At 61.6% G+C, this 13127-nt stretch carries 11 protein-coding genes; all 11 read left to right on the forward strand.

Features of this window, described 5'->3' with window-relative positions; translation table 11 throughout:
• Positions 1 to 61 precede the first annotated feature (61 nt).
• Complete coding sequence (locus JYP46_RS21600; RefSeq protein WP_206549310.1) at positions 62 to 976, forward strand: LysR family transcriptional regulator; 915 nt, start codon at positions 62 to 64, stop codon at positions 974 to 976.
• Between the two features lie 167 nt (positions 977 to 1143).
• Positions 1144 to 2190, forward strand: coding sequence for a LacI family DNA-binding transcriptional regulator (locus JYP46_RS21605; RefSeq protein WP_222474340.1), 1047 nt, complete (start codon positions 1144 to 1146; stop codon positions 2188 to 2190).
• Complete coding sequence (locus tag JYP46_RS21610; RefSeq protein ID WP_206549312.1) at positions 2187 to 3179, forward strand: ABC transporter permease; 993 nt, start codon at positions 2187 to 2189, stop codon at positions 3177 to 3179. Before JYP46_RS21605 ends, JYP46_RS21610 begins: the two co-directional genes overlap by 4 nt.
• A complete protein-coding gene (locus JYP46_RS21615) occupies positions 3179 to 4072 on the forward strand; it encodes a carbohydrate ABC transporter permease (protein WP_113156657.1) in 894 nt (297 codons plus the stop codon). Before JYP46_RS21610 ends, JYP46_RS21615 begins: the two co-directional genes overlap by 1 nt.
• A gap of 22 nt (positions 4073 to 4094) precedes the next feature.
• Positions 4095 to 5510 (forward strand): extracellular solute-binding protein, encoded by a 1416-nt coding sequence (locus JYP46_RS21620; protein WP_113157122.1) that lies wholly within the window; start codon positions 4095 to 4097, stop codon positions 5508 to 5510.
• Complete coding sequence (locus tag JYP46_RS21625) at positions 5507 to 6718, forward strand: ADP-ribosylglycohydrolase family protein (protein ID WP_222474342.1); 1212 nt, start codon at positions 5507 to 5509, stop codon at positions 6716 to 6718. The genes JYP46_RS21620 and JYP46_RS21625 overlap by 4 nt, the downstream gene beginning before the upstream one ends.
• Complete coding sequence (locus JYP46_RS21630) at positions 6715 to 8784, forward strand: ADP-ribosylglycohydrolase family protein (RefSeq protein WP_206549313.1); 2070 nt, start codon at positions 6715 to 6717, stop codon at positions 8782 to 8784. Before JYP46_RS21625 ends, JYP46_RS21630 begins: the two co-directional genes overlap by 4 nt.
• A 1-nt stretch (position 8785) precedes the next feature.
• Positions 8786 to 9850 (forward strand): ABC transporter ATP-binding protein, encoded by a 1065-nt coding sequence (locus tag JYP46_RS21635; protein ID WP_206549314.1) that lies wholly within the window; start codon positions 8786 to 8788, stop codon positions 9848 to 9850.
• Between the two features lie 415 nt (positions 9851 to 10265).
• Positions 10266 to 11093, forward strand: a complete 828-nt coding sequence (locus JYP46_RS21640) for a M55 family metallopeptidase (RefSeq protein ID WP_206549315.1) — start codon at positions 10266 to 10268, stop codon at positions 11091 to 11093.
• Positions 11094 to 11131: 38 nt separating this feature from the next.
• Positions 11132 to 12142 carry an ABC transporter ATP-binding protein gene (locus JYP46_RS21645; RefSeq protein ID WP_206549316.1) on the forward strand — a complete coding sequence of 337 codons (1011 nt, stop codon included), beginning with the start codon at positions 11132 to 11134 and terminating at the stop codon, positions 12140 to 12142.
• A 52-nt stretch (positions 12143 to 12194) separates the two neighbouring features.
• Positions 12195 to 13031, forward strand: a complete 837-nt coding sequence (locus JYP46_RS21650) for an ATP-binding cassette domain-containing protein (RefSeq protein ID WP_206549317.1) — start codon at positions 12195 to 12197, stop codon at positions 13029 to 13031.
• Positions 13032 to 13127 lie beyond the last annotated feature (96 nt).

Below are 13127 nucleotides of genomic sequence, written 5' to 3' on the forward strand. Positions count from 1 at the left end.
TTTTCACTATTCCATAGCATTTCTCTATGGAGTGGCGGAAAAACGGGGAGGCAGCACGGCCATGAAGCCATTGACTTTGCAGCGTTTGCAGGTTTTCTGCGCGGTCTACGAGCGGCAGTCGATCACGGCGGCGGCGCGGCAAATGAACCTGTCGCAACCCACGGTCAGCCGCCATCTGCGTGACCTCGAAGCGGCCATCGGCCTGACGCTTTTCGTGCTCGACAAGGGGCGCGTGATCCCGACCGTCGAGGCGGACGCCATCTACAATGAGAGCCGTTTTCTCTATGACGGGATCAGCCGGCTGGAACAACGCATCGACTCGCTGCGAAAGGGCGTCGGCACGCGCCTTCTGGTGATGTCGGTCGGGCTTTTCGCTCCCTATTTCGTGCCCACCGCGCTTCGCAGGGTGCTGGATGCGATGCCGGGCCTGCGCGTGGCCGTGGATGTGGGGACAGCGCAGCAGCAGGTTCAGGCGATACGTGCGGGCATGGTCGATGTAGGGCTCGTCATCGGCAGGTTTCAGGCTGACGACATATCCACTGAGCCGCTGGGGCGTGGCCGTCTGGTGGTGCTCAGCCCAAAGGACGGCCCGCTGACGCGACTGGACCGCGTCAGGCTGGAGGATCTGAGTTCCGTGCCAATGCTGGGACTGACCCCGCGTGGCCCCATCGGGCGTGTGCTGAACGAGGCGCTTCTGGAGCGCGGATTGCCTTTCGACAATACGGTGACGGGCAACACACTGGTTTCCGTACCCCATCTCGTTCTGGCAATGCAGCGCTCTGCGGTGGTTGATGAGTTTACCGCCGCCTTTCACGGTCTGGATGGGCTGGTGACGCTGCCGCTGGAGCCCGACCTGCCGCTCGATATCCAGTCGATCTCCATGGGTGCAACGGCGAGCAAAGTGGCCAGCCAGCTCTTCCTGAAGGAAATACGTGGAATGCTCGCGGACTGGCGGGAAGGGAAGATGCAGTTTTAGGAGCGGGGCGCGTCCTGCGCGCTTCGGCGTGGTGTGGCTTCACGCCGGTGGATGTCCCCATTGTCCATGATGCTGTGCCGTTGATCCGCATGGACAGAATCTCCGTGGGAAGGTTCCCACAAGCAAGGGCTCATGCTAATGAAGAAGATGAGGAGGACAGAATCAGAGTGACGGATAACGCCGCTTCCCTGACCATTATCGACATTGCGCGGCTCTCTGGCGTGTCCAAGAGCACCGTGTCCCGTGTGCTGTCCGGGGCGGAGAACGTGTCCGAGGAGGCGCGTCGCAAGGTGACCGAGGCCGTTGAGGCATCCGGCTTTCGGCGCAACGAGCTTGCGCGGTCCCTGCGGTCCGGGCGCACCGGCATGGTCGGCCTTCTGATCCCTGATATTGCCAACCCCTTCTGGGCCGAGGTCGCCCGTGGTGCGCAGGATGCGGCCACGGAAGAGATGGCCTCTGTCCTGATCTTCAATTCTGACTGGGATCCCGAGCGCGAGCGCCGGCATCTCATGGCGTTGACCCAGTCGCGGGTCGATGGCGCGATTGTGAATCCGGTCCAGAACGGGCTGGATGAACTCTCCCGCAGCCAGGTTCCGCTGGTGCTGATCGGCTCGTCGGCCGAACGGTTTCCGGAACTGCCTTCGGTCGGCAGCGATATTACGCAGGGTGTGCAGCTCGGGCTTGAGCGACTTGTTCAGGCCGATCTCGGAATGCCGGCCCTCTTGGTCGGCGATCCGCATCGTACCGCGCGGGAGCGGTTCGTTGGCGCTGTTCGCGAGTTTGGCGCGGCGCAGGGCTGGCCGGTCGAGGGGCTGAGGCTTCAGGACGGTCACTACACCATTGAGGGTGGTCGCGACGCCATGAAGCGGCTGCTTCAGGGCGGTGTGCCGCGCGTTGTTTTCGCGGCCAATGACATGATGGCGCTGGGCGCGCTTCATGCCGTCCGGGAGGCCGGGCTGAACTGCCCGGAGGATGTGGCCATTCTCGGTTTCGACGGAACGCCGGCGGCGGAGGTCTCGATGCCGGGACTCACAACGATCATGAAGCCTTCGCGCGATATTGGCCGGCGGGCATTTGAATTGCTGAGCCGGAAGATCGCTGGTGATGAGGATGTTCCGCACATGTCGCTGCCCTGTTCGCTCGTTGAGCGGGGGACGCTGCCGACAAGAGAAGGGCCGCGCGTCGTTCGCGGGGAGGGGAGGACAGCGACGTGACAAAGCACGACAAGGCAGGGGCTTTTTCGCCCAAAATTGGGAACGTTCCCAATCGCGCACGGCCTCGACAGGCTGATGCCTATAACTCGCGTGGTGCGAGACTGCGGGACGGGGTGCGCGAATGGTGGCCCTATTATCTGATGCTGGCGCCAGGCCTGATTTACTTCGGGCTGTTCCATTATCTGCCGATCTGGGAGGCGCGGCTTGCCTTTGAGGATCTGCGCATCATCGGTCCGAATGTCTGGGTCGGCACCAAGCATTTTGCGCAGCTGTTTGCGTCGCCGACCTTCTTCGAGGTCCTGAAGAACACGCTCATCATCAGCGCGATGAAGGTCGCCTTCGTCTTCCCGCTTCCGATCATCCTGTCTCTGCTCTTGAACGAGGTGCGCTCGGGACGTTTCCGGCGCGGCGTGCAGTCGGTGATCTATCTGCCGCATTTCCTGTCCTGGGTCGTGATCGCGGGCATTTTCATTGCAGCGCTCTCGCCGTCCAATGGCGTGGTCAATGATTTGCGCGACTTCGTCGGTCTTGACCGTCGCAGCTTCATGACTGACAGCGGATCGATCCGCTGGGTGCTGGTCTGGTCCGAGGCCTGGCGCAGCGCCGGCTGGGACAGCCTGCTCTATTTCGCCGCCATCATGGCCATTGATCCGGCGCTGTATGAGGCTGCCGAGATGGATGGTGCATCGCGCTGGCAGAAGATGCGTCACATCACGCTGCCGGGCATTGTGCCGACTATTGCGACGCTCTTCATCCTGCATGTCGGGCTCTTCCTGAACGCGGGCTTCGATCAGGTCTTCAACCTGTCCAACGACGCCATCCGGGACAAGATCGACATCATCGACACCTATGTCTACCGGCTCGGTATCACCGGCGGGCAGTTCTCGCTCGCCACGGCCGCCGGCCTCTTCAAGGGGGTGATCGGGATGATCCTGATGATCGGCGCGCACACGCTGTCCAAGCGACTAACAGGCAAGGGGGTCTGGTGATGGCATCCAGCAACAAGACCCGGATGGAGCGGCTCGAAGAAGCGATTATCTATTCCGTCCTTATCGCCATCGTCGTGGTGACGGTGCAGCCGATCCTGAACCTTCTGGCGATCTCGCTCTCCGATCCGGCCCGCGTGCCGGGGATGAGCGGCATGGACATCGTACCTGACGGGTTCTCGATCGATATCTGGAAGCTTCTCGCAAGCCACCCGGCGGTGCAGCGCGGGCTGATGAACTCGATCTTCATCACCCTCGTCGGGGCGATCCTCAACGTCACCTTTACCGCCATGATGGCCTGGGCGCTGTCACGCAAGAAGCTGCCGCTGCGCCGGACCCTGTTTGTGCTGATCCTTGCGACCATTGTCTTCGAACCGGGGATCATTCCCGATTACTTCGTGATGCGACGCCTGGGGCTGATCGACAGCTATGCGTCGGTCATCATCTACAAGCTCGTCAACGCCTGGTACCTCATCATCCTGATCCGCTTCTTCGAGGAGGTTCCGGAAGAGCTCATCGAGGCAGCGACGCTGGACGGTGCAAATGCGTTTCAGGTCTTCTGGCGCGTGGTGTTGCCGCTCGCCAGACCGGCGCTGGCGACCATCACCCTGTTCTACGTGGTTTATCACTGGAACGATTTCCTGCGTCCGATGATCTATTTCAACGATCAGGACATGTGGCCGCTGCAGGTTGTGCTGCGCCAGTTCGTCGTGGTCGGCGACAAGGCCGCCATCGTCGGACTTCAGGCCATGAACAATTACGAGGGCGCGAGCCAGATCGATCTCCGGGCGTTCCGCGCCGGGATGATCCTGTTCACCATCCTGCCCGTCCTCGCGATTTACCCGTTCATCCTTCGCTACTTCACCAAGGGAACCATGTCCGGTGCCCTCAAATGACCGCATATTCAGGGAGGAAATGATGAAAGACCTAACCATATCCCGTCGCGCCCTGCTTGCAGGGCTTGCCGCAACACCGGCGCTTGCAATGCTGCCGGGCAGGGCAATGGCCGCAAGCGGCACGATCCGGATCGTCATGAAGGATCTTCTGACGAGCAACCCGGAAGATGTTGCCCACGTCGCACGCATTGAAGAGGCTCTTGCCGCGCGTGGCCACGATATCAAGATCGAGATCATCGATCTGCCGTCCGAAGGCTATGCGGAAAAGCTCAACCTGATGCTGCTCTCGGGCGACGTGCCGGACATCATCTATTTCCAGGGCGGTGACGAGCAGATCGCGCAGCAGGGCGTGCTGATGGATTTGAACCCGCTGATCGCCAAAACCGAACATTTGAGCAAGGCGCTCTGGCCGCACAATACCGCGCGGCTCGGCAACTACCCGCATCTGCTCTATGTCTACCCGGCACGGACCAAGGCGCCGGTGATGCGCAAGGACCTTCTGGAAGCGACCGGCCTTTCCGCGCCGACCTCGCTCGAGGAATGGGATGCGCTTCTGCGCGCCATCCCCGGCACCGAGATCGGCGGCAAAGCCGTGAAGCACGGCATCATCGCGCCGAACAACACAGCCGAGCTGGACGCGATCTTCGATCCGGCCTTCGGTATCGAACAGACCTGGATGAAGAACGCCGATGGCGAACTGATCCACTCGCGCATCAGCGAGGGCGAGCGCGCCAAGCTCGCCTGGTACGCCAGCCTTTTCGCCGACGGGGTGCTCGATCCGGAATTCATCACCTCGAACTGGGAAGTGAAGGAAGACAAGTTCTACACTGGCCAGGTCGGCGTGGTGATGGGCACGGCCGGTCCGGTCGTGGGCATCTATGAAGCCAAGATGGCGCAGGTGAACCCGGGGGCCGAGCTGGTGCTCCTGACCCCGCCCGCCGGCATTCAGGCCGTTGATGTCAGCAAGGAAAGCCGGGGCTTCGCCATTCCGGTCACCACGAAGAAAACCGATGCCATCATGGCCTTCTTCGATTTCGTGGCTTCGCCGGAAGGGCAGATGATGGAGCGCCTCGGCTTCGAGGGCGAACACTACACCCGCGAAGGTGACACGCTGACCGCGACCGACAAGCTCGGCGCCTGGTATCCGCGCTTCATCTACGCAAATCCAAACTACCACCAGCCGCCGCTCAGCCCTCTGTCGCCTTTGGCCCAGAGCGCGCTTCAGCAGGGCGTCGACTTCTTCCGCGCCGACAACACCTTCGTCTGGTCCCCCGAACTGGCGGCGGCTGTGGACGGGGCGGAGACCTACTACCGCACCAATGTCTTCCGCTTCGTCTCCGGCGAACTGTCGACCGAAAACGATTGGGATGCCTTCGTTGCGGGCTGGCTGGCCGCTGGTGGGCAGGCAATGACTGATCATGCAAGGACCGTAATGTGACACAGCAAGGACAAGACGGAACCTCCCCGTTCCGTGGTCGCGTCCGGGCAATGGTTCATGGCGTCGCTTTCGGCGACGCCATGGGCGCCCCGGTCGAGAAACTTTCTGCCGCCGAAATCCGCGAGCGCTATGGTCGGGTGACCTCGCTGCGCACTGCGTGGCATCGTGACGGGCAGAGCGAGGATCAGCGCAAGGGCAGGGTTCGCGGCAACGGGATCACCACCGACGACACGGCGATGACGCTTTCGCTGATGCGGATCTATGAGCGCGAAGGCCGCCATCTGGACGCCTGGGACATGGCCGAGGGCATGGTGCGCGAAATCGCGTGGGAAAGTCGTTGGGTGCCCGAGCTGCAGCGCGAAACGCCGCTGATCGAACGCCTCTTCTATCCCGAGAAATGGATTTTCCAGCGCCTGCAGCTATCGGCCTGCGATCCGCGTCAGGGCGGCGTGGGCAACATGGTGAACTGCGGTGCGACGATGTATATCGCGCCGGTGGGCGCTGTGAACGCCTGCAACCCGCGCGCGGCCTATGATGAGGCGATCAATTTCGCCGAGGGCCATCAGCAAAGCTATGGCCTTGAGGCCGCCGGTGTGTTTGCCGCTGCGATTGCACAGGCTTTCGTACCGGGCGCGACGCTCTCCGAGGTCGTTCAGACGGCCTATGATCTCGCCCATGACGGCACCCGCACGGCGATCGGCGAGATCGTTGCTGCCGCAGGGGAGCTTGCCCGCAAGGGAGCCGAAGCCGACGAGGTCACCGACACGTTCCATCGCCTTATCGCGCCGTTCTCGCCGATGGGGGACAACGTTGCGCACGGGCCCGAGAAGGCCGGGGTGGCGACCGCTGCCTACCAGCCCTCGCGTCTGCTTTCGATCGAGGAGTTGCCGCTGGCGCTGGGGTTCTGCATCACGGCCGGCGGTGATTTCCGGCAGGGGGTGATCGACGGGATCAACTCGGGCCGCGACACGGATTCCATCGGTGTGATGGTCGGCGCGATCCTCGGGGCAATGCATGGCCCGTCGGTGATCGATGAGGATGACGCCGAGCTTCTGGATAGCGCCAACCGGTTCTGCCTCTCCGAGAGCGCAGACCGTTTCACCACCGCTGCGCAGGCGATCATCCAGGTGGATGAAGAGGCTGCGCGCGCAAGGGCTGCGCAGCGTGCGGCAATCTTTGCACAGGACAAGAAGGAAGCCGCCGAATGACCCCGGAGAGCATCCGCGAAAAGATCTATGCCGGACTGATCGGCAAGGCCGTTGGCGTGCGCCTTGGTGCGCCGGTCGAACCGACGGTCTGGACCGAAAAGCTGATCCGCGAGGTCTATGGCGAGATCGATGACTATGTTCGCGACTATCGCAATTTCGCGGCGGACGACGACACCAATGGACCGCTCTTCTTCGTGCGCGCCCTCTGGGACGAAGGCGATGAGCTGACCTACGAATCCGCCGGGCGTACATGGCTGAACTATATCGGTGACGGCCACGGAATGCTCTGGTGGGGCGGGTTCAATATCTCCACCGAGGAAACGGCCTATCGCTATCTTCAGGACGGTGTCACCGCGCCGACCTCGGGCAGCATCAAGCTGCGCGGCCAGATCGAAGCCGAACAGATCGGCGGGCAGATCTTTTCGGATTGCTGGGGCTGGGTCTGCCCTGGCAAGCCAGAGGAAGCCGCGCGGCTTGCGCGGATCATGGCTTCCGTGTCGCATGACGGCGAAGCGCTGCACGGCGCGGCCTATGTCGCCGGAGCGACGGCGGCGGCCTTCACCGCTTCGACCATCGCCGAAGTGCATGAAACCGCGCGCGCACTGGTTGCCGACGGCTCGCACTATGCCCGTGTTCTCGATGCGGTTTCAGCCTACCATGCGGCGAACCCCGAAGACTGGCGCGGCTGCTTTCACATGCTGGAGCGTGACTTCGGCTATGACAAATGGACCGGCGTTTGCCACGTGATCCCCAATGCGGGCGTGACAGCACTGGCGCTGCTCTATGGTGAGGGCGACATGCCGCGCACGGCGGCAGTGGCCTCGATGTGTGGCTGGGACACCGACTGCAATGCAGGCAATGCTGCAAACATAGCAGGCGTGCTTCAGGGTGTTCAGCCACACTGGGCCAAATGGCGTCGTCCGATCAACGACATCCTCATCACCTCGGCGGTGACCGGTTCGCTCAACATCGTCGACATGCCCTCGGCCGCCCGCGATTTCGCTGTGCTGGCGCTGCGTCGTCGGGGCGATGCGATCCCGGAGGGCTGGGCCGACAAGGCGCTCGCCCGCGCCGTCGATTTCGACTTCGCGCTGCCGGGCGCGAGCCACGGCATTCGTGCGGAAGGTTCGCATCGTCTGCGCACACTGCCGGGCAACGCCGAGGGCGCGATCACCGTCCAGATCGACCGCTGGGCCGCTGGCGACAATGGCCGCGTGTTCTGGAAGCCCTTCTACCGGGAATGCGAGTTTGACGATAACCGCTATCGTCCGATGCTCTCACCCGTCACGGCCTCGGGGCAGCGCGTCGAGATTTCCCTGACGGGTACCGAGGCGCTCGAAGGTCCGCGACAGGTGACGTTCGTTCCCTATGTCCGCTTTGCCGCTTCCGGCGAAGTGCGGGAACTGGGAGACTGGTCGCTTCTGCCGGAGGACTGGCAGGTCATCGGGTTCACGCTTCCCGACAGCGAGGAGGCTATTGACGAGATTGGCATCCTGATGAAGCAGACGGCGGAAGCCCGCGTTTTCATGAACGTGCTGATCCGCAGCTTCACCGTGACGGGAGCCGGCAAGACGGTCATTAACCCGCAGATCGAATCCGAGGAATGGGGCTCGGTCAGCCGTTTCAGCTTCAATCGCGGAAGCTGGGGCCTGTCGGAGGGCTGCATTCGCGGTGAGGCGACGAAGGACGGAGATCTCTGGACCGGTCACGCCTTCGCAACCGATCAGACGGCGACGGCGCAGATCTCGCGTGTCGAGGGTGAGAGCCATCTGGTCAGCGTGCGCGCCTCGGGCAATGAGCGCTTCTATGCCGCGGGCATCCACGAGGGCCAGGCTGTGATCCTCCGCGAGGATTTCGGAACCGAGATCCTTGCGGCTGCGCCGGTTGAGGTGGGGCAGGACGTGACCCTGACATTCGCAGCGAAGGGGGAGAGGCTCACCCTCTTCATCGACGGCAGGGAAATTGTCTCGGCGACTGACAGCCGGCATCCGCGCGGCATGGCCGGTCTGAGGCTCGGTGGCCCCGGTGTCGTGACCTGCCGCCGCTTCGAGATACTGGAGGGCTGATTTGGGACGGATCCAGCTGGAGAATGTTGGCAAGACCTATGGCGGAACCAGGGTCCTGCAGGACATCAATCTCGATATCGAGGACGGCGAGTTCGTCGTCCTCGTCGGACCTTCGGGCTGTGGCAAGTCCACGCTCCTGCGCATGGTGGCGGGGCTCGAGGACATTTCGCAGGGCCGCATCATCATCGACGGCAAGGTTGCGAACCGGGTTCCGGCGAAGGAGCGCGGGCTGGCGATGGTCTTTCAGTCCTATGCGCTCTACCCGCACATGAAGGTTGCCGAGAACATGAGCTTTGCGCTCCGTCTCGCAGGCGTCAAGAAATCCGAGATCGACTCGAAGGTTCGGCAGGCCGCCGAGATACTCGGGCTTGAGCCCTATCTCGACCGTCTGCCCAAAGAGCTTTCGGGTGGCCAAAGGCAGCGGGTCGCCATGGGGCGCGCCATCGTCCGCGATCCGGAAGCCTTTCTGTTCGATGAGCCCCTTTCAAACCTCGACGCCAAGCTGCGTGTGCGCATGCGGTCGGAGATCAAGAAGCTGCATCAGCGGCTCGCAAAGACGACGATCTATGTCACGCATGATCAGACCGAGGCGATGACGATGGCAGACCGCATTGTCGTTCTGCATGACGGTCATGTTGCCCAGATCGGGCCGCCCTCCGAGCTTTACAACAATCCGAACTCAGCCTTTGTGGCCAGTTTCATCGGCTCGCCCGAAATCAGCATGTTCAAAGCGAAGGCAGGCGCGAAAGGCGCGCGTCACGTCGTTCTGGACGGCGGCGTCATCATGCCGCTCGGGCGGCCGCTGGACGTGGCTGAAGGCACCGAGGTGACGTACGGCATTCGTCCGCAGACGATCGAGATCTCTGAAACAGGTCCTGTGGCCGAGGTGCTGCTTGTGGAGCCGACCGGCGAGACAGCCGAAGTGACGCTCTCGCTCGCAGGGCAGGAGATGGTCGCCGTTCTTCCGGCGAAAGCCGGGCTGGAACCCGGACGCCAGATCGCGCTTGGCATCCCCGCTGAACGCGCGCTGGTCTTCGACCCGGCGACCGGTGGACGCCTGCTGTGATCCGGATCGGGGGAGGCTGAACGGAAGGCTCGCCCCCACCCCGGGTGATCGGGCAATGAGCGACTGTCTCGCAGCAGCGGGCCTTCGGATCAAGTCGCAGTCCGCGCCAGTGACGCCATGCTCTGGGACCGCCGTAGACTTCCAGTTTCAATGACGCGGTCGGGGCTTCTGTGCGCTGCATGGCGCAATCCCTCACGTAAAATCAGGCATGCACCAGGTCTGAAAATCCATGCCAGACGGTCGGTCTGACAGCCGCTGAGCATGCCATATCCTTTGGTTATGGAGTTATGTCAGATCACAATTTGACCTCCCTGTTTCCATCTGCCCTAATTTCGACAGGCCCGGGAACGGAAAAAGAATAAGCTTCGGAACGCCTTTAAAGCGTTGGATTCCAGGCTATCGGGGAGGAGAAAACGTGAAGGTTTTCATCAGCGTTGATATGGAAGGCATGGCCGGAGTAACCCATTCCGACCACACGAAAATGAGCGGCGTCGAATATGAAATGGCGCGTAAATGGATGACCGCTGAGGCCAATGCTGCGGCTGAAGGTGCATTCGAAAGCGGTGCCAGCGAAGTGGTGATCACCGACGCTCATGGTTTCATGCACAACATGCTTCCGCACGAGCTGCACAGGGACGCCCAACTTGTCAGCGGCATTCCCCGACCGCTCTTTCAGATGGAAGGCATCAATGAGAGGTTTGATGCCGCACTGATGCTTGGTTACCACGTCCGGGCAGGCGATCCATTCGGCGTTCTTTCACACACGCATGTCGGCAGGATTGTCTACGATCTCAAACTTAGTGGCGAGGCGGTGAATGAGATCGCCTTTAACACAGCGGTGGCCGGCCATTTTGGTGTGCCGCTTGCGCTTGTCTCAGGCGATGACAGACTTATCGAGTCTGTAGGGCGGACCCATCCCTGGACAGAGCGGGTGACGACCAAATGGGCGATCAGTCGTTACGCGGCGCGCAATCTCAGTCCGGAGGCCGCACAGGAGCGCATCCGGACCGGAACGGTGCGGGCGCTCAAGCGGCTCGGTGAGATGCAGGTGGTCAGGCTCAACGACCCCATCGAGCTGGAAATGCACTTCCTTGACCCGATGTATGCACAGCTCGTTTCCGACATTCCCGGCACAGAGCGCATTGACGGGCGGGGTATCCGTTATGTGGGCAGGGACATGCTGGAGATCACGCGGATCTGGCGTCTAAGCATCAATGCCAGTCTGAGCGCATTCCCAGTTTGATTCCGGGAACCGAAGGTAGGCGAAACGCGGGAGTGACCATGCCACTACTGGATGTCCGAAATCTTCAGATCCAGTTCAACACAGGAGGCGGGACGATCAATGCTGTGCGCGGCATCGACTTCTCGCTTGAGAATGGACGGACGCTTGGTGTTGTCGGTGAGAGCGGGTGTGGAAAGTCGGTAACAGCCATGGCGCTGATGCGGCTGATCAGGGAGCCCGGGCGTGTTTCAGGTGGCGAAATGTTGCTTGAAACTGACGGAGAGATCGTTGACTTGGCAACGCTGGAGCCGATGGGGCCGGAAATACGCAGCATTCGGGGCAACCGGATGGCAATGATCTTCCAGGAACCGATGACCTCGCTTAACCCTTTGCACATGATCGGGCATCAGATCATGGAGCCGATCATGCTGCATCTGGGACTGACCCGGAGGCAGGCGCGTGAACGCGCCATTGAGATGCTGATCGCTGTAGGTATCCCCGCGGCAGAAACCCGGCTGGAGGATTACCCGCATCAATTGTCCGGAGGCATGCGCCAGCGTGTGATGATCGCCATGGCGCTCTCATGCAATCCGTCTCTGCTCATAGCCGACGAACCTACGACGGCCCTGGATGTCACCATTCAGGCGCAGGTGCTCAAGCTGATGAACGAGCTACGGACACGGCTTGGAACATCCATTGTGTTTATCACGCACGATCTTGGTGTGGTGGCGCAGATGGCTGACGAGGTGATTGTGATGTACCTCGGGCGCATCGTTGAAAAGGCAAGCGTGAAGGAACTGTTTCGCAACGCGCAGCATCCCTACACGCAGGGGCTCATGAACTCGATTCCCTCAATGGTTCTTGAAAAGGGGGAGCGGCTAGTACCGATCAAGGGCACCGTGCCCAATCCCATGTCCGTGACACGCGGTTGCGGTTTCGCTTCGCGCTGCCCGCATGTCACGGAACGGTGCCGATTGGATGAGCCTGCGCTCGGGAAGACGGCCGATGGCCACTTCACCGCATGCTGGCTGCACGATGCCGCTCAAGGCGGGGGTGTCAGCCCCAGTTAATGCGGGATGCCCGCACCTCATGATCCTTGTCAGAGCCTGAAGGGAGGACCCGGTGACGAATAAGGAGCCATTGCTGGAAGTGCGAAATCTGGAAAAACACTTTCCGGTTCGCAGAGGCATACTGCGCCGTACGCAGGGTTATGTAAAGGCGGTTGATGGCGTCAGCCTCACGCTGGACCGTGGAGAAACACTCGGCCTTGTCGGAGAAAGTGGCTGCGGAAAGACCACTGCCGGGCGCTCGATCCTGCGCCTCATATCGCCGAGCAGGGGCGATATCCTGTTTTCCAGCCGTTCGCTTTCAGGTGAGGGGGAGGAGACCCGGCGCGTCAATGTCGCGACCGTTTCGCGGGAGGAACTGCGACAGCTGCGACGTGACATGCAGATCATCTTTCAGGATCCCTATTCTTCGCTGGATCCACGCATGTCTGTCGCCGATCTGGTGGGGGAGCCGCTCTATGTTCATGGCATCGCCAAGGGGGCAGAGCTACATGACCGAGTCGAGCAGCTTCTGGTTGCCGTTGGGCTCAACGCGGATCATATGCAGCGTTACTCGCACGAATTTTCGGGCGGTCAGCGGCAACGGATCGGCATAGCGCGCGCGCTTGCTTTGCGCCCGCAGATGATCGTTGCTGACGAACCCATCTCAGCGCTCGATGTCTCCATTCAGGCACAGGTTGTCACGCTCCTGCAGGATTTGCAGGAGGAGTTCGATCTGACTTACTTGATCGTCACGCATGACCTCACCGTAGTGCGCTATCTGTGTGACCGCGTGGCGGTGATGTATCTGGGCCAGATTGTCGAAATCGCCACTGCGGAGGCGCTTTTTGCCGATCCTTTGCATCCCTATACCGAAGCGCTTCTATCTGTGAGAACGGCGGTGGAAAACTAGACCACGGTAGCGGCTGGATTGTCCTGCTGCGGGCGGCTGAAAAGTCGTCCACTTTTTCCCTTTTCTGCTTGGCGCAGGGAGGGACGAGGGATCTAC

The organism is Nitratireductor aquimarinus (genome assembly GCF_017255295.1).
Taxonomy (GTDB): Bacteria; Pseudomonadota; Alphaproteobacteria; order Rhizobiales; family Rhizobiaceae; genus Nitratireductor; species Nitratireductor aquimarinus.

Bases quoted from the DNA above. Each gene is read 5' to 3' on its own strand.
- JYP46_RS21630 (WP_206549313.1), top strand. From the start codon at position 6,715: ATGACCCCGGAGAGCATCCGCGAAAAGATCTATGCCGGACTGATCGGC.
- JYP46_RS21645 (WP_206549316.1), top strand. From the start codon at position 11,132: ATGCCACTACTGGATGTCCGAAATCTTCAGATCCAGTTCAACACAGGA.
- JYP46_RS21600 (WP_206549310.1), top strand. From the start codon at position 62: ATGAAGCCATTGACTTTGCAGCGTTTGCAGGTTTTCTGCGCGGTCTAC.
- JYP46_RS21620 (WP_113157122.1), top strand. From the start codon at position 4,095: ATGAAAGACCTAACCATATCCCGTCGCGCCCTGCTTGCAGGGCTTGCC.
- JYP46_RS21615 (WP_113156657.1), top strand. From the start codon at position 3,179: ATGGCATCCAGCAACAAGACCCGGATGGAGCGGCTCGAAGAAGCGATT.